12 protein-coding genes and 1 pseudogene are annotated in these 16,547 nt (G+C 64.6%); 10 read left to right on the top strand and 3 right to left on the bottom strand.

Annotated elements, in window-relative coordinates; translation table 11 throughout:
• The 7 genes and pseudogenes from DBR12_RS22700 to DBR12_RS09765 all read left to right on the top strand — a co-directional run.
• A pseudogene (locus tag DBR12_RS22700) lies at positions 1-919 on the top strand (benzoyl-CoA-dihydrodiol lyase); the annotation flags it as partial.
• A 45-nt stretch (positions 920-964) separates the two neighbouring features.
• Positions 965-2,392, top strand: coding sequence for a benzoyl-CoA 2,3-epoxidase subunit BoxB (gene boxB / locus DBR12_RS09790; protein ID WP_108617064.1), 1,428 nt, complete (start codon positions 965-967; stop codon positions 2,390-2,392).
• A 165-nt stretch (positions 2,393-2,557) separates the two neighbouring features.
• Positions 2,558-3,847, top strand: coding sequence for a benzoyl-CoA 2,3-epoxidase subunit BoxA (boxA, locus tag DBR12_RS09785; RefSeq protein WP_108617073.1), 1,290 nt, complete (start codon positions 2,558-2,560; stop codon positions 3,845-3,847).
• A gap of 245 nt (positions 3,848-4,092) precedes the next feature.
• Positions 4,093-4,881 (top strand): DUF3348 family protein, encoded by a 789-nt coding sequence (locus tag DBR12_RS09780; RefSeq protein ID WP_108617063.1) that lies wholly within the window; start codon positions 4,093-4,095, stop codon positions 4,879-4,881.
• A complete protein-coding gene (locus DBR12_RS09775) occupies positions 4,878-7,583 on the top strand; it encodes a DUF802 domain-containing protein (protein WP_108617062.1) in 2,706 nt (901 codons plus the stop codon). Before DBR12_RS09780 ends, DBR12_RS09775 begins: the two co-directional genes overlap by 4 nt.
• Positions 7,580-8,239, top strand: coding sequence for an OmpA family protein (locus DBR12_RS09770; protein WP_108617061.1), 660 nt, complete (start codon positions 7,580-7,582; stop codon positions 8,237-8,239). Before DBR12_RS09775 ends, DBR12_RS09770 begins: the two co-directional genes overlap by 4 nt.
• Entirely contained in the window at positions 8,232-8,861 is a 630-nt protein-coding gene (locus DBR12_RS09765; RefSeq protein ID WP_108617060.1) for a DUF2894 domain-containing protein, read from the top strand. Before DBR12_RS09770 ends, DBR12_RS09765 begins: the two co-directional genes overlap by 8 nt.
• 23 nt (positions 8,862-8,884) lie before the next feature.
• On the opposite strand, the gene DBR12_RS09760 is transcribed toward DBR12_RS09765, so the two are convergent.
• A complete protein-coding gene (locus DBR12_RS09760; protein ID WP_108617072.1) occupies positions 8,885-10,909 on the bottom strand; it encodes a UvrD-helicase domain-containing protein in 2,025 nt (674 codons plus the stop codon).
• A gap of 730 nt (positions 10,910-11,639) precedes the next feature.
• On the bottom strand, positions 11,640-12,524 hold the full coding sequence (locus DBR12_RS09755; RefSeq protein WP_108617059.1) for a LysR family transcriptional regulator: 885 nt from the start codon (positions 12,522-12,524) through the stop codon (positions 11,640-11,642).
• A gap of 158 nt (positions 12,525-12,682) precedes the next feature.
• On the opposite strand from DBR12_RS09755, the gene DBR12_RS09750 reads away from it, so the two are divergent.
• The 3 genes from DBR12_RS09750 (at position 12,683) to DBR12_RS09740 (ending at position 15,545) form a co-directional block, all read left to right on the top strand.
• On the top strand, positions 12,683-13,189 hold the full coding sequence (locus DBR12_RS09750) for a universal stress protein (RefSeq protein ID WP_108617058.1): 507 nt from the start codon (positions 12,683-12,685) through the stop codon (positions 13,187-13,189).
• A gap of 664 nt (positions 13,190-13,853) precedes the next feature.
• Positions 13,854-14,477, top strand: coding sequence for a tyrosine-type recombinase/integrase (locus tag DBR12_RS09745; protein WP_108617057.1), 624 nt, complete (start codon positions 13,854-13,856; stop codon positions 14,475-14,477).
• 168 nt (positions 14,478-14,645) lie between these two features.
• A complete protein-coding gene (locus DBR12_RS09740; protein ID WP_108617056.1) occupies positions 14,646-15,545 on the top strand; it encodes an ADP-ribosylglycohydrolase family protein in 900 nt (299 codons plus the stop codon).
• Positions 15,546-15,742: 197 nt separating this feature from the next.
• Here DBR12_RS09740 and DBR12_RS09735 read toward each other — a convergent pair whose 3' ends face one another.
• Positions 15,743-16,432, bottom strand: coding sequence for a hypothetical protein (locus DBR12_RS09735; protein ID WP_108617055.1), 690 nt, complete (start codon positions 16,430-16,432; stop codon positions 15,743-15,745).
• Positions 16,433-16,547: the final 115 nt, after the last annotated feature.

Below are 16,547 nucleotides of genomic sequence, written 5' to 3'. Positions count from 1 at the left end.
GACCCGGGTGGAGCGCGAAGAAAGCGCCGACAGCCTGCGCTACGCACATGTCAGCGTGGACATTGACCGCACCCGCCGCACGGCCACGCTGACGCTCAAGGCACCCACTGACCCGCAGCCCACGGACATCGCCGGGATTGAGGCTGCAGGCGCTGCCTGGTGGCCGCTGGCCCTGGCGCGCCAGCTGGATGACGCCATCCTGAACCTGCGCACCAACGAACTCGACATCGGCACCTGGCTGCTCAAGACCGAAGGTGATGCCCAGGCCGTGCTGGCCAGCGATGCCATGCTGATCGCGCACCAACGCCACTGGCTGGTGCGCGAGACCATCGGCGCACTGCGCCGCACCTTCGCACGGCTCGACGTGTCGTCGCGCAGCCTTTTCGCGCTGGTGGAACCCGGCTCGGCTTTCGCGGGCTCGTTGGCAGAACTGGCGTTTGCGGCCGACCGCACCTACATGCTGGCCCTGCCGGACGACTCTGAACGCGCCCCCAAGATCACGCTCAACGAGTTCAACTTCGGCCTGCTGCCGATGGTCAACGACCAGAGCCGCCTGCAGCGCCGCTTTTACGAAGAGGCCGCCCCCCTGGAGGCCGCACGCACCGCGGCTGGCAAGCTGCTGGATGCCGATGCCGCACTGTCCCTGGGCTTGGTTACCGCCGCCCCGGATGACATCGATTGGGACGACGAGATCCGTATCGCCATCGAAGAGCGCGCAGCCATGTCGCCCGACTCACTCACCGGGCTGGAAGCCAATCTGCGCTTTGCGAGCAAAGAGACCATGAACACCCGCATCTTTGGCCGCCTGACCGCCTGGCAGAACTGGATCTTCAACCGGCCGAACGCCGTGGGCGACAAGGGCGCGCTCAAGGTCTACGGCACGGGCCAGAAAGCTGGCTTTGATCTGAACCGCGTCTAGCCCCACCCCCGACCGTTTGGTTTTCCATCCAACGAGGAGACATCCATGAGCAGCATCAACTACAGCGAGAAGATCCCCAACAACGTCAACCTGAGCGAGGACCGCACCCTGCAGCGCGCGCTCGAAGGCTGGCAGCCCAACTTCATCAACTGGTGGGATGACGTGGGCCCCGAGGGCTCCACCAACCACGAGGTCTATCTGCGCACCGCCGTCAGCGTGGACCCCAACGGCTGGGCGCAGTTCGGCCACGTGAAGATGCGCGACTACCGCTGGGGCATCTTTCTGAACCCAGGCGATGCCAATCGCGAAATCCACTTTGGCGACCACAAGGGCGAGAAAGCCTGGCAGGACGTGCCCGGAGAGCACCGCGCCAACCTGCGCCGCATCATCGTGACGCAGGGTGACACCGAGCCCGCCTCGGTGGAGCAGCAGCGCCACCTGGGCCTCACAGCGCCCAGCATGTACGACCTGCGCAACCTGTTCCAGATCAATGTGGAAGAAGGCCGCCACCTGTGGGCCATGGTCTACCTGCTGCACAAGCACTTTGGCCGCGATGGCCGCGAAGAGGCGGAGGCACTGCTGCAGCGCACCTCGGGCGACGAGAACAACCCCCGCATCCTGGGCGCCTTCAACGAAAAGACGCCGGACTGGCTGGCGTTCTTCATGTTCACCTACTTCACCGACCGCGATGGGAAGTTCCAGCTCTCGGCGCTGGCCGAAAGCGCGTTCGACCCATTGGCACGCACCACCAAGTTCATGCTGACCGAGGAAGCCCACCACATGTTCGTGGGCGAAAGCGGCGTCTCGCGTGTGCTCTCGCGCACCGCGCAGGTGATGAACGAGCTCAAGACCGACGACCCGGCCAAGGTGCGCGCGGCTGGCGCCATTGATCTGCCCACCATCCAGCGCTACCTCAACTTCCACTACAGCGTCACCATCGACCTGTTCGGCGCCGACCAGTCGAGCAACGCAGCCACCTTCTACAGCTCGGGCCTGAAGGGCCGCTACGAAGAAGGCAAGCGCACCGATGACCACATCCTCAAGGGCCAGACCTACAAGGTGCTGGAGGTCAAGGACGGGCAGTTGCTGGAAAAGGATGTGCCCATGCTCAACGCCTTGAACGAGGTGCTGCGCGACGACTTCATCAAAGACTCGATGGCCGGCGTAAGCCGCTGGAACAAGGTGCTGGAAAAGGCCGGCATCCCCACGCGCCTGTCGGTGCCCCACAAGGCCTTCAACCGCCAGATCGGCGCGCTGGCGGGCATCAAGATGTCGCCCGAAGGCCGCGTGGTGAGCGAAGCCGAATGGACAGCCCGCAAGGCTGAGTGGTTGCCTACCCCCGAGGACTTTGCTTTTGTCGCCTCGCTCATGGGGCGCGTGGTGGAGCCCGGCAAGTTTGCGGGCTGGATCGCGCCGCCAGTCATGGGCATCAACCGCCAGCCCGTCGACTTCGAATACGTGCGGTTTGGTTGATCCCTCGGAGCCGCTGCGCGGCTTCCCCCTGAGGGGGGCGCCTCCAGCGGCCCGGCAAAGCCGGTTCCGCGGTGGCACTGGCATCAGCTCGGGCCACTGCCTAGCGCTGCGCGCAATGGCGCAGGGACATGGCACCGGAACAACTGTTGGAAGAAGAATATGGGCATGACCACCACCACCACGCTGATCGACAACGGCATCCTGAAGCAGCATCTGATCGACCCTGAGATCTGCATCCGCTGCAACACCTGCGAGGCCACCTGCCCGGTGGGTGCCATCACACACGACGACAACAACTACGTGGTGCGCGCCGATGTGTGCAACGGCTGCATGGCCTGCATCTCGCCCTGCCCCACCGGCTCCATCGACAACTGGCGCTCCATGCCGCTGGCGCGCGCCTACACCATCGAAGAACAGCTCACCTGGGAAGAACTGCCGCCCGAACTCACGCCCGATGAACTGGCCGCAGAGGGCGTGGCGACTTCAGCCGGGGATACAACGCAGCCGTCCGCAGTGGCCGCACCGACCGCGCCCATGGAGCCGGGCGTGCAGGCGTTCCGCTCGGCCCAGTACGGCGCCACGGTGCCGCCCTGGTCGGCCGCACACCCCTACACCAACCTGTTTCCCCCGAGGAAACCCACCACCGCCACCGTGGTCGGCAACTTCAACTGCACCGAGGCGGGCTTCGAAAGCGAGACGCACCACGTGGTGCTCGACTTCGGCAGCATGCCGTTCCCGGTGCTGGAGGGGCAGTCCATCGGCATCATCCCGCCAGGAACCGATGCGCTGGGCAAGGCGCACCATGCACGCCAGTACTCCATCGCCAGCCCGCGCAATGGCGAGCGGCCCGGTTACAACAACCTCGCGCTCACGGTCAAGCGCGTGACCACCGACCACGACGGCAACGCCGTGCGCGGCATCGCTTCCAACTTCGTGTGCGACCTGAAAGTGGGCGACAAGGTCCAGGTGGTGGGGCCGTTTGGGAGCTCCTTCCTGATGCCCAACCACCCGCGCTCGCACATCGTGATGATCTGCACCGGCACCGGCAGCGCCCCCATGCGCGCCATGACCGAATGGCGCCGGCGCCTGCGCAACAGCGGCAAGTTCGAGGGCGGCAAGCTCATGCTTTTCTTTGGAGCCCGCACACAGCAGGAGCTGCCCTACTTTGGCCCGCTGCAAAACCTGCCCAAGGATTTCATCGACATCAACCTGGCGTTCTCGCGCACGGCCGGGCAGCCCAAACGCTATGTGCAAGACCTGATGCGCGAGCGCGCCGCCGACCTGGCCGCGCTACTGCGTGACGGCAGCAGCCACTTTTATGTGTGTGGCCTGAAAAGCATGGAGGAAGGCGTGGTGATGACCCTGCGCGACATCGCCAACGAAGCCGGGCTAGACTGGGACACCGTGGGCACGGCCCTGCAGCGCGAGGGCCGCCTGCACCTGGAAACCTACTGAGCCCCAGCCCTGACTGGGTCCTAGCGCTCCCATTTCAGGGCTCCTGCGGCAGCGCTGCGCCGCTTTTCCCCTTTCTCCAAGGGGTTCCAGACATGTAACACCTGCAACGCCCTCCCGGCCCGGGCAGGCCGGTGCGGCGTTCCTGCGAAAATAGCGGGCTTTGCCCACTGGGGACCCGTTCCCTGATGCCCCCGCGCCCGGAGCGATCCGGTGCGGGCGCCAGCACAGTGAATGGCCTCCACGGGATGTACCTGCACCACCGACTCAACAGCTCACGCCTTGTTGTCCTGCTCCAGCAATGGGCGCGGGACGATGGCGCGCGGGCAACGCAGCTGCCGCAGCCCGATGTGGCGCTCACGCTGAGCCAGTGGCTGAGCACAGTGGACGCCGTACAGCTCAGCCGGGCGCTGCATACCATCGAGTCCTTGCCAGTGGCAGAACGCGCGAGGGCAGAGCCTGGCATAGCCATCGATCTGGCCGCACTGGACCGTTTTGTCCAGAAGGCCCAGGCGGACCTGTCCACGCTGCTCACGGCCCGAGCCGCAGCACCCAAACCCCTGCGTGCACGGGCTGACAACACCCCCGTGGCGCTGCCCAACCCCGAGGCCGATGCAGACTTTGGCGCCCATGGCCCCCGCTATCTGGAGCTACAGCGGCAGATGGACACGCGGCTACTGGCTTTGCGTGCCCAGGTTCGCCATGCCATCGCCAAGGGCCGCCCCGCACTGCGGCAGCTCGCCGCCCTGGATGCAGTCATGGAGCAGATGCTGGGCGCGCGCGAACAGCGGCTGTGGGCATCGCTGCCCAGCCACCTGGAGCGCCGCCTGGCCTACCGCTACCAGTCACACCAACTGGCGCTGCAAGCCCCTGGCCTGGCCGACGAACCGCACCGCTGGCGCCAGCCGGGCGGCTGGCTGTGGGCTTTTGAACAAGACATGCAGGCGCTGCTGCTGGCCGAAATGCAAGTGCGCCTGCTACCCATCACGGGGCTGCTGGAAGCCGCCCACAACGAGAAAACAGGACAACAGGAATGAACAAGAGTGTGATGCCCGCCGTCTTCGCCGTGGGTCTGGCGGCCATTGGCTGGGTGGGCTGGGGCTTTGTAGGAACCAGCCCCCTGGCGCTGGCCATGACGGCGGTGATTGGCCTGGTCTATGTGCTGGGCGCCTACGAGCTGTGGCAATTCCGCGCCGCCACCCAGTCCCTGGGCCGCGCGCTGGCCGACGGCACCGCAGGGCCGGAGCCGCTGGCAGACCTGAATGACTGGCTCAGTCGCCTTGCGCCCGCACTGCGCAACCCGGTACGCCAGCGCATAGAAGGCGAACGCGTGGCACTGCCGGGGCCAGCCCTTACGCCCTACCTGGTGGGCCTGCTGGTCATGCTGGGCATGCTGGGCACCTTTATCGGCATGGTGATCACCTTCGGTGGCACCATGTCTGCGCTGGAGACCTCGTCCAGCCTGGAGTCGATCCGCGCTGCGCTGTCGGCGCCCATCAAAGGCCTGGGTTTGTCGTTCGGCACCTCGGTAGCCGGCGTGGCCGCCTCGGCCATGCTGGGCCTGTTGTCGGCGCTAAGCCGCCGCGAGCGGATAGCGACCGTGCGCCTGCTGGACACGCACATCCCCACCCTGTTCCGCCCCTTCTCGCCCGCCCACCGACGTGACGAAATGCTGCAAGCCCTGCAGACACAGGCCCAGGCCCTGCCCCTGATTGCCGAGCGCCTGCAGGGCCTGGTGGAAGGGCTGGAGCGGCGCAACGAACAGTTGGGCACCCAGCTGACCACACAGCAGCAAGAATTTCACCGCGAAGCGGCTGCCGCCTACACCCAACTGGCCAGCACGGTGGGCACCTCGCTGCAGGACAGCCTGGGCGCCAGCGCACGCCAGGCTGGGGAGACCATCCGACCCGTGGTGGAGCAAGCCATGGCCACCCTGGCCCAGGAGGCCCAGCGCTCGCACGACCGCCTGCGCGCCACCACCGATGCGCAGATGCAAGTGCTGTCGGGCCAGTGGGAAGGCACGGCCCGCCAGGTGGCAGACACCTGGACCACCGCCTTGCAAAGCCATGCCCAGACGCAGTCCACGCTGGTGGCTCAGCTGGAGCAGGCCCTGCAAACCGTGACCCAGGCGTTTGACCAGCGCTCCAGCGCCCTGCTGGCATCGCTGCACGCATCAGCCGCCCAGTTACAAGCCGCCCAGACCGCCGCCGACGCGCAGCGCCTGGAAGGCTGGCGCGGCTCATTGAACAGCGTGGCCACCACGCTCGCCGCCGAATGGCAGCAGGCCAGCGCCCAGACGGTGGCGCAGCAGCAGAGCGTGGGCCAGGCGCTAGAGGGCGCAGCCGCGCAGATCGACCGCACCCTGCAAAGCGCCACCCAGGCGTTCGACCAGCGCGCGGACGCTCTGCTCGCCGCCTTGCAGGACACCGTGGCCCAATCGCACGCGGCCCAGCTGGCCGCCGACCAGCAGCGCGCGCAGGGCTGGAGCCGCACCATGGAAGACCTGGCCAGCACCCTCAGTGCCGAATGGCAGCAGGTGGGCGCGCACACCGTGGCGCAACAGCAGGCAGCCTGCCAGGCACTCGAAGGCACGGCCACCCAGATCGGCCACACCTTGCAAACCGCCAGCCATGCGCTGGACCAACGCTCCAGCGCATGGCTGGAGGCCCTGAACAACACCGTGGCCCAATCGCACACCACCCAGCTAGCCGCCGACCAGCAGCGGCTGGAGGCATGGAGCCGCTCCATGGACGGCATGGCCGGCGCCCTGACGGCCGAGTGGCAGCGTGTGGGCGAGCTGGCCGTGGCCCAGCAGCAGGGCGTGTGCCAGGCGCTGGAGGCCACCTCCACCCAGGTCACCGAGCGCATGACCGAGCAGGTGGCGCGCACCCTGGGCAGCACGGCGGCGCTGATGGAGCAGTCGGACACCCTGCTGCGCACGCGCCTTGCTACCGAGGCCCAGTGGGTGCAGGCCCAGGGCCAGCGCATGGACGAACTCACCGGCGTGTGGCGCGCCGAGCTGCAGGCCCTGCGCGATGCCGAGGCCCAGCGCGGCCAAGCCGCCGTGGAGCGGCTCGACACGCTGCAGGCAGCCGTGGCCCAGCATCTGGCCACGCTCGGGTCGGCGCTGGAGGCACCGCTCACGCGCCTGCTGCAAACCGCGTCCGACGTGCCGCAGGCTGCGGCCGAGGTCATTACCCAGTTGCGCCAGGAGATGACGCGCCTGAGCGAGCGCGACAACACCGCGCTGGCCGAGCGCACCGCCATGGTGGAGCAGCTGGGCACCCTGCTGCACGCGGTGAACGATGCCGCCGTGCAGCAGCGCGCGGCCATCGACGCTTTGGTCGGCTCTGCCGCCCAGGTGCTGGAACAGGCGGGCGACCAATTTGCCCAGGCGCTGGGCGCACAGGCTGGCAAGGTGGACGAAGTGGCCGCCCATGTAGCCGCCAGCGCGGTGGAGCTGTCCAGCCTGGGAGAGGCCTTTGGCCATGGCGTGGGCCTGTTCAGCGCCAGCAACGAGAAGCTGGTGGAAGGCCTGCAGAGCATCGAGGGCGCGATCAGCCAGTCGATGAACCGCAGCGACGAGCAACTGGCCTACTACGTGGCCCAGGCCCGCGAAGTGATTGACCTGAGCATCAGCGCGCAGCAGGGCATTGTGGAAGACCTGCGCAGGCTGCATGGCAACGCGGGCCGATCTGCCAGTGTGGCCGCAGCCGCTGTCGAGGGAGCCGCCGCGTGACCGGCCTGGACGACACCCTGGATGACAGCGCCGAGCAAACGGCCCCCGTGTGGGCCGTGTTCGGCGACCTCATGGCCGGTTTGCTGGGCGCATTCGTGCTGATCCTGGCCGGCGTGCTGGTGGTGCAGATCGACCTGGTGGCCAGCCTCAAGCAAGAGGTGGAAAAGCGCCAGCAGGAGGAACAGCGCCGCATGGCGCTGGAGAAAGCACTGGCCATTCCGCTGGCCAGTGGCCGGGTCACAGTCAACAACGGCCGCATCGGCATCAGTGGCAGCGTGCTGTTTGCCACAGGCTCCGACGAACTGCGCCCCGAGGGCCGCCAGTTGCTCAAGAGCCTGGTGCAGCCCCTGCAGGTGTACCTGCGTGAGCGCGATGAAATGCTGATGGTGAGCGGCTTCACCGACAACACCACGCTGCTGCGCGGCCCCAACCAGCGTTTTGCCGACAACCTGGAGCTGTCGGCCCAGCGGGCCCTCACGGTGGCCCGTGCGCTCATCGACGAAGGCATGCCGTCGTCCCAGGTGTTTGCTGCCGCTTTTGGCGCCGAGCAGCCCGTGGCCGACAACGCCGATGAAAAAGGCCGCGCACAGAACCGGCGCGTGGAAATGGCCCCGGTGCCCAAGGCCTCGAACACACCAGCCCCGCGCCATGAATGAACAGCCCGGCGAGGCCATGCTAGAGACGCTGCGTGCCGAAGGCTTACAGCGCCACAACCCGGCCCGCTTCCACTACCTGGAGGTGTTGGCACAGCGCCTGCCGGGCCAGCCCGCAGCCGTGCAGCAGGTGCTGGCGCAACGGCTGGAGCAGGCCGTGGCCACCTATGCCTGCGAGGCCCGGTCTGCCGCAACCGCAGCGGCGGCACCCGGCACGGGCGCGACCCCGGCAACTGCTGCGCCATCCCCCCTGGCCCGGCTCAACCGCGAGCTGATGGCCCGCGCATCGGCCGAGCCCCATGCCGCCGCCACCGACCCCTTGCACGCCAGCGCGGGGGCGCACCTGCCCGACATGAAAAGCGTGCGCCAGTTCAGCGAGGTCTGGTCCAAGATCTCGGCCGAGCAGCAGGTGGTGCAGGCCCTGCACCGGGGGCCCGAAAATGCGGGCCCGCTGAACTCGCACAAGCTCGTGCTGCGCACGCTGAGCCTGATGCGCTCGCTGTCGCCCGACTACCTGCGGCGCTTCATGTCCCAGATGGAAGCCCTGCTGTGGCTCGACCAGGCAGGCACCCGGGCGCCCGCGCAGGCCGCGCGCACCCCGCGCAAGGGGCGCGGCAAGGGCTGAGCCCCCTGGCAGCCCCGGCCTGGCTACACCGGCCCCGGGCTCACTGGCCGCGCGGCGCTCTCCAGCAGCCATAGAGCAGTGCGCGCGCGGGTCATGGCCACGTACAGCATGTTGCGCTCCCGATAAGCCTCCGCATGCGAGGCCGGGCCGGGAAACCGCCCGCGCTCCACAAACGGCACGGCCACAAACATGAACTCGCGCCCCTTGCACGCCTCGACGCTCAGCAGGCGCAGGGTGACGGGCTCCTTGGCTTGGTACATGGTGATGCTGGTGTTGGCCATGAGCGTGAGACGGCCCAGGAACTCGCTCGCAGGCATGCCTTGCGCCAACCGCGACAGCTGCACCAGAGTGGCCAGGCAGGCTTGCCGCTCCACGTCGGGAATGGCGGCATCTTCAAAGATGCGGCGCACCAAGGCATGGCTGAAAAACGCCCCCGCATCGGCCAGCACATCTGGCGCCAGCGCCATGGCCTTCGCACAGGCGTCCGTCAGCAGCGGCGCGTTGCGCTCCAGGGTGCCGTGCGCAATGTAGCGCTGCATCAGTGGTGCATTGCCATGCAGGGTCGCGGCCAGCTGCTGGCTCTCGGTGGTTCCCGGCCCCACCTTCCAGCCCGCGTCGTCAAACTGTCCCTGGGCCAGCACATCGGGGTCCACGGCATCGGGCCGGGCGTTGCGGCGACCGTAATGCAGCAACCCCTGAACGGCTGCAGCCACGATCCCGGGGGTCAGGGGCCGCTCTGCGGCGCTGTCGCCGTCCAGCGCCCACATCAGGCACAGCACCAGGGCCACTTCACGGCGCAGGTAGAAGGCGCCCAACCCCTGGCAGCCGTAGTGCACGCCTTCGTGCCCAAACACCCACTCCAGCAGGATGCTGTCCTGCGGGTTCCGCAGCACCACGTTCAGCGCGCTGTGTGCACCCTTGTCGGATTTTTCAGCCCGAAGGCCACCCCAGCCCTGGACGACCTGAGCGTGCAGCTCCACCAGTTGCTGCGCGCAGTGCGCGTCCGTGTCGTAACGCAGATGCACAAAAGAGTCCGAGCTCTGCGGGGCACACGCAAACTCCACCCCAAACAAGGGATTGAGAGCAGCACAAATCTCCGCACCAAAGCGGCGTGTGGTGTTGATGTGCAGGACTTCCGTGCCCGCAGGCAAGCTGTCCCGCATGTGCTGCAGCGCCTCACCAAACACCGAGAACGCGCCCTCATGAATGTGCTGATTGAAGTCCCCCGCCCCCACAAACACGCCGTTGTCGCTTTGCACCAGCTTGCGCAAAATCGTCAGCGCGCCTTCGTCCAGGTCGTGCAGTTCATCAAACAGCACCGCGCCATAGCGCCCCAGCAGCGGCTCGCACGGCTGGTCCCAGTCCAACAGGTCAAGCTGACGGCACAGCTCGAAGCTGCAGTCGCCCTCGGCATAGAAGCGGGGTTCATGGTTCATGCCCACGCGCATGCGCTCGTAGTGCCTGAGCAGGCGGTACAGGCCGTAGTCCAAATCCTGCGCCTCGCAAAAATCCCGCAGGTTGCCGCCCACGCTCTCACACTGCTTGTCCAGCTGCCGCTTCTTGGCCAGGGCCTCGAAGGCCAGAAACGCGTCGATATCCACATCGTTCGCCAGCACGTCGGCGGCGTCGGGGTCCGCGCTGCGGGCCAGCTCCTGGCGCAGCGCCTGCTGGGCCTGCAGGATCAGATAACGCCGCTGCACCGGATCACCCTGTTTGACCACCGGATCGCCCTGGGCCTTGAGCACCTGTTCACTGAGCTGCTCGATCGTGAGGATCTCCAGGCTGGCGGGCACGGCGCCATGGAGCTTGAGAAACCGGTCACGCAGCGCCGTCACCCCGGCGCGGGAATAGGCCAGCACCAAGATGCGCCCCTGTGGCCCCAGGCCCGCCAGCAACTGGCAGGCCTTCATGCACAGCGTGGTGGTTTTACCCGTGCCGGCCAGCGCACTGATGATGATGGCCGGTGCGCTCGATTGCAGCACCTGCTGTTGTTCGCCGGTGGGCACGAACCACTGGCTGTTCCAGCTCCTGGCGGGGGGATGTGTCATTTCTTGGGGGCCATGTCGCAGACGGGGCGCTATTGTCACCGCCGTGGCCAGCGGCGCCGTTGCCTGCATGGGCAGCACCCGCGCTGCCTACAGCGCTGGAAATTCAGACAAAAAACAGCCTCTGCGCTCGACCCATATATATTTAAAGCTACATATTTAATAGCAAAAACAATCCAGAGCCCCGCAAACCCTGCGCCGCGCACGTGTGATGGACCAGGAGCTTGTCGGACTTGGAAATCGTCGGCCGCAAATGGACCGCAGCCGTCCATTTCTCACCGTCTTTTTGCCCCATCGCCGGACTATGGGGCTGCAAATCCGGCAAAAAAAACTGTCCTCGCTGGGGCCCATTTTGATGAAATCTACGGTTTTCGCTTTTGACGCTCCAAGTCCGACAGGCTCCTAGGAGCCTGCGCGGCAGAAGGAGCATCGGCTGCAACGTGCGATAAACCGGTCTCGCGCGGTACTACCTCCTGCGCCCAGGGGGCCACCCTGGGCTTGTCGGTAGCACCCCGCGATCCTCGGTTTTCGCGCGTTTCGCTTCGATGCCTTCTGCCGCGCAGACTCCTAGGGATGTCCTGCATAACCCTCGGGAGTCGGTGGTAGTGCGGATCGGGACAGGCCACAAGGCGTCTTTTTTCAGCCAACAGCCCGGCTATTGGCAAGAAAAGCAACGCAGCGGACTGCCCGAGGCCGCGCTATCACAGACCGCAGGGAGTTATGCAGGACATCCCTAGCGCCCGGCTGACAGCCACCGCTCCACCAGCGGGTGCAGGACCTTTTTGCGCGCTCCTATCGCAAAGAAGTGTTCCGCCACACCTTCGCAGGCGCCCACCCGCTTCACGCCATACCGGGCCGTCAAATCATCGTGCACCAGGTCCGCCATCGGAAACACCCCCATGCCCGCAGCGCCAAAGATCTTGAGCAGTGCGCTGTCCTCAAACTCACCGACCACCTGCGGCCTGATGGCCATGCGCTCGAACCACTGGTCGATTCGGGCGCGCACTTCGGCGTGGTGGGTGGGCAACAACACGGGCACCCGGGACAGGGACTGCGGAAACCCCCGCCGTGCAACCGCGTGCAAGGACGCCGGTGCATACCAGGCCAAGGGCGATGTGTCCAACAGCTGGCTATAGACCTTCAGGTTGGGGTTGGGCGGCGCGGCGCGGTCGGCCAGCACCACGTCGAGCCGATGCAGCGCCAGGTCTCCCAGCAGATCCTCGAACTCGTCCACCAGGCACTGCAGCCGCAGGTTCGGCTCCTGCATCACGGGCTCCATCAGGCGGCGAACGGCAAGCTTGGGCAGATCGTCAGAGATCCCCACCACCAAGCGCACCACGGGGGAGCCCACGGCATCCCGCACGGCGGCCGGCAGTTGTTCCCCCAGTTGAAAGATTTGCTCGGCCTGCCGCATTGCGGCAAACCCCGCATCCGTAAGCGCCACCCCGCGCCCTGCGGGCTTGAGCAACGCGTAGCCCAGAGAACGCTCCAGTTCGCGCACCTGCGTGCTCACGGTTTGCACAGCCATGCCCAGGCGCTCTGCAGCGCGCGCAATCCCTCCTTCCTTGGCAACCACCCAGAAGTAGTAGAGATGCCGATAGCTGAAGTCGGGACCCATGGTTCGGTGCTCTCCGGTGTCTCTCCGGTTTTTCAGAACTGTTGCTTCTCAATTATCTGCTTTTACAAACCGGCTGCGCGACTATCGTGGGACTTCGATGAGGCGCCCGGCGCGAGCCGTATGGCACCACCACAGCGCTGAATGCGAAGGAGACCACCATGTTGAGAGTTCTTGTTCCCACCGATGGCTCACCCAGATCGCTGCACGGCATACGGCACGTGATCAGCGAGTTCCAGAAGAACCCACGCCTTGAGGTCCACGTCCTCAACGTCCAGCCGCCGTTCTCCAAGCACGTGAGCGACTTCACCAGCAAAAGCGACAGGGTGGATTTCCATCGGGAGCAGGCCGATCTGGCGCTTGCGCCCGTGCGGCAGGCGCTGGATGTGGCCGGTGTTCCCTACACCGTCCACTACGAGGTTGGCGACAAGGCCGACCGCATCGTGACCGTGGCGCGCCGACAGGAGTGCGACTGCATCCTGATGAGCACCGCGCGCAAGAGCTCGCTGGTGCGCCTGGTGGAGCATTCCGTCACCAACCAGGTGATCGAACGCACCACCGTGCCGGTGGAAGTGATAGCCGCTGAACCCGCATCGAAGCTGGAGCGCTTTGGCATACCCGCAGGGGTGGGAGCGGGCATCCTGGTGCTCTGGATGGCTGCCAGCTAAGGCACCACGGCAGGGGGAGCCAAAGCGCCATCCACCACCGCCACAGAACGGGAAGAAACGCCACCCCAGGGGCCCCGGAGGCCCCGGAGGCCACTCTATCTCCCTCCCTTGGAAACGGGTCCCTGTGTGGGCCAGGCTCATCGCCTTCGTGCCAGCCAAGCTGGCAGTGGTCAGCGCCGTGGGCAAACAATGGCCAACTATTCTGGCGAATTAAAGTCGTAAACCACTGCCCAGCATCCACGCGGCTCAGCGCACTGCTCTGCAAACTGTACGTCAATCTAAAGTCGTAAACTCCCCTTGGTGGGCTGCAGTAACCCCCCAAGTACGGCTCGCAGCGTGACTCCAACAAATAAAGTCAGTCGGGCACAAACAAAGTTCGCCGGAAAAATTTCACGTTAAGAAATGCAAACGCGCCTCAATTGAGGCGCGTTTTTTATTGTCAGATCACAAAGTTATGGGGGAGTTGGATGGACTGCTTCAGGCTGAGAGCAGCCGCTCGTCCCACCGTTGGCAACTGTCCGCTCGGAGCGAGAGCCGACATTCATCGTCAAGCCAGCACTGCTCTTCTAGATGATGATCTGACACCGTCGGCGCGGGTTAACCATGGACAACGTCGCTCGAAAGGCGCATCGTCCTTGACCCCTCAACTCAGTGGGAGACCATCATGGAATCCGGTACTGACGCTGTACGCCGTGAGCCCTGGAATAAGGGCAAGATCGTTGGCCAGAAAGCTCCGTTTAAGCCCAAAGATATCTGGGCACTACGAGTGAGGCTGCAGATGGAGAATCGCGTGCGGGAACTGGCGCTGTTCAATCTCGGCATCGACAGCAAGCTGCGGGGATGTGACTTGGTGGCCCTTAGGGTCCGCGATGTCTGTCATGGCGATAAGGTCGCTTCGCGAGCATTGGTCATGCAACTAAAGACCCAGCGACCAGTCCAGTTCGAAATCACAGCAGTCACCCGTGAAGCGCTTCAAAAGTGGATTGAGATCGCTGGACTGAAGTCGGAGGACTTTCTGTTCCCCAGCCGACTCCACAAGTCTCCTCATCTGGGAACTCGCCAGTACGCACGAATTCTTGAGCACTGGGTGGAACAGCTTGGCCTCGATCCCGGCGAGTATGGAACGCACTCAATACGGCGCACGAAAGCGACACTGATCTACCGACGAACAAAGAACCTTCGGGCGGTGCAGCTATTGCTCGGGCACTCAAAACTCGAGTCGACTGTCCGCTATCTAGGAATTGAAGTGGATGACGCTCTGGAGCTGTCCGAGCAGACAGAGATATGAGGCATCGGGGATCACTTAAGTCGGAAATTGCGGGAGGGAGCGCCGCCCCGAGCTTTGGAGTGTGGGTGGGCGTACTTGGGCAAAATACCCGCGTCAACGACCCACTCTCAGAAATCCAAAGTGATCAGCACGGCATCCGTCTCAAAGAAATCGCGTCTTCGCGGGGCTATGTATGGTCTGCTCATCGGCGACGCGTTGGGAGTGCCTTACGAATTCTCCGCTGCGATTGATTTGCCTGAGACCTGTTTGATCGAAATGGCACCGCCACCCTGGTTTCACCGTGCTCATGCTGGCGTACCAGCAGGAACGTGGAGCGATGATGGGGCGCAAGCTCTTCATCTCCTGAAGGTTCTTCTCGATGGGGAGACTGGCCTTGAAGAACGATTTGCTGCTGGGCTGCAGGCTTGGTATTCGGCAGGTGAACTGACTCCCGATGGTCAGGTGTTCGATATTGGCATCCAGACTCAGGAGGCTTTGGCCCGGCTCGCGCGAGGCGTTCCTCCAAGCCATAGCGGCCCCTATGAAGAGCGTAACAACGGAAACGGGTCGCTCATGAGGGTGCATCCCGCGGCCCTGGTCCCCGCGGCGGACGACCGTATTCTCGTGGATCGCGCGCGACGCCAAAGTCTTCCCACTCATGGGCACACAAGATCTCTGCTCGCCTGCTCCCTAGCAACGATCACATCTGCGCGGTTACTCGCAGGTCTGCCGTTCGTGGAAGCGCTTGACCAAGCTCAGGAGTATCTTGAAACAACGACGGTAGACGCGGAACGAAACGAGCTTCGGATCGTATTGGATGGTCGGCTAGACGCGCCAAATGGGAGCGGGTACGTAGTGGACTGCCTGTGGTCGTCAGTAGCAGCGGTTCTGCGCACTCGCAACTTTGAGGACTGCGTCCGGTGCGCGATCAGCTTCGGCAATGACACTGACACCACGGCTTGTGTTGCGGGCGGTTGGGCTGGGCTGATCTATGGCGAGCAAGCAATTCCGCTGCGATGGCGCGAGCAGTTGCATGGCAAGCACCTCGTGGAGCCAATGCTCGAGCGTCTAGTTGCGGCCTGGGACTGATTTCGGCCATGGGCAGCCTGTGGAAGCGAATGCAAGCGGACGCTCAACGTTCGAGCTAAGCTGCCCGCGTAGGTAGGTACTGTAAGCCCGGACTGAGACGATAGTGCGAGTGGCTCAGGCCGGGCTTACAGTGCCTGCCGTAGCGGGTCAGCTTGAGCGAGGGGTTAGGCCGCACCGTGCTGCACTCCCTTTGAGTGCTAGGTTCCAGGGGTGAGGGCATAGTCCATGTAGATCCGATCAAAATTCTTTCGGAACACCAGCCTGAGCTCCGGCCGCAAGGGGACTTCTAAGGTTTCGCTATACGCTACGTGGTTGTTGCGCTGACCTAGCCATTTTTCGGCGTGATCAATCTTGACCTGTACTGCATCGTTTGCCTGATGAGCCAGAAGAGCAGCATGGTCGAGCAGGGCCTCACGGCCTTGAGACGGCGTCATGGAATCGGATGTCATGAGTTTGATGTAACCGACTGTGGTCGCCGAAGTGCGAGACCAGTATATGCTGGTCGGTGCGATTGAGACCTGCTCTCCGGTGGCAAACACAACGGTCACATTGAATGTGAATCGATTGGAGTCGCAGTTCTCGTCGTCACGGTTCTTGGCGCAGTTCGTAATCAGGTCGGCTAGCAGTAGGCTTGAAGTCCTGCGAAGGTCTAAAACAAGGTGCTTTTCGACACGTGAGTCGATAAGTGCCGCGCCCACGAAAGCAGTGGTGGCTACTAGCAGGCTCATCGATAGCAGGGTTGCAATCGACGCTGCAGAGCGCCTCCCGAGTCGCCTGAGCCGGTAGCCAAGAACAAGGCCGCAGCCCCCCATGAACACAAGAAGCAGCAACAAGACAAGCGCGCCTATGCCTCCCAAATACAGAGCAAGCCATGCGTCGAGGAACATAAGTGTGACTTGTGCGGCCTAACGATTAGCGTTTATCTGACGCGAGACAAGCTGCAAGCAAAGCACACCGGCATTCATATCGTCAGATAAACCTCGTTGGAGTAAACCGCGGCCC

The organism is Acidovorax sp. HMWF029 (genome assembly GCF_003060895.1).
GTDB lineage: Bacteria > Pseudomonadota > Gammaproteobacteria > Burkholderiales > Burkholderiaceae_C > Acidovorax.
Note: the sequence above shows the minus strand (reverse complement) of the source record. Positions and strands in the feature narration are given on the sequence as shown.

Bases quoted from the DNA above. Each gene is read 5' to 3' on its own strand.
- boxB (WP_108617064.1), top strand. From the start codon at position 965: ATGAGCAGCATCAACTACAGCGAGAAGATCCCCAACAACGTCAACCTG.
- boxA (WP_108617073.1), top strand. From the start codon at position 2,558: ATGACCACCACCACCACGCTGATCGACAACGGCATCCTGAAGCAGCAT.
- DBR12_RS09780 (WP_108617063.1), top strand. From the start codon at position 4,093: ATGTACCTGCACCACCGACTCAACAGCTCACGCCTTGTTGTCCTGCTC.
- DBR12_RS09775 (WP_108617062.1), top strand. From the start codon at position 4,878: ATGAACAAGAGTGTGATGCCCGCCGTCTTCGCCGTGGGTCTGGCGGCC.
- DBR12_RS09765 (WP_108617060.1), top strand. From the start codon at position 8,232: ATGAATGAACAGCCCGGCGAGGCCATGCTAGAGACGCTGCGTGCCGAA.
- DBR12_RS09760 (WP_108617072.1), bottom strand. From the start codon at position 10,909: ATGACACATCCCCCCGCCAGGAGCTGGAACAGCCAGTGGTTCGTGCCC.
- DBR12_RS09755 (WP_108617059.1), bottom strand. From the start codon at position 12,524: ATGGGTCCCGACTTCAGCTATCGGCATCTCTACTACTTCTGGGTGGTT.
- DBR12_RS09750 (WP_108617058.1), top strand. From the start codon at position 12,683: ATGTTGAGAGTTCTTGTTCCCACCGATGGCTCACCCAGATCGCTGCAC.
- DBR12_RS09745 (WP_108617057.1), top strand. From the start codon at position 13,854: ATGGAATCCGGTACTGACGCTGTACGCCGTGAGCCCTGGAATAAGGGC.
- DBR12_RS09740 (WP_108617056.1), top strand. From the start codon at position 14,646: ATGTATGGTCTGCTCATCGGCGACGCGTTGGGAGTGCCTTACGAATTC.
- DBR12_RS09735 (WP_108617055.1), bottom strand. From the start codon at position 16,432: ATGTTCCTCGACGCATGGCTTGCTCTGTATTTGGGAGGCATAGGCGCG.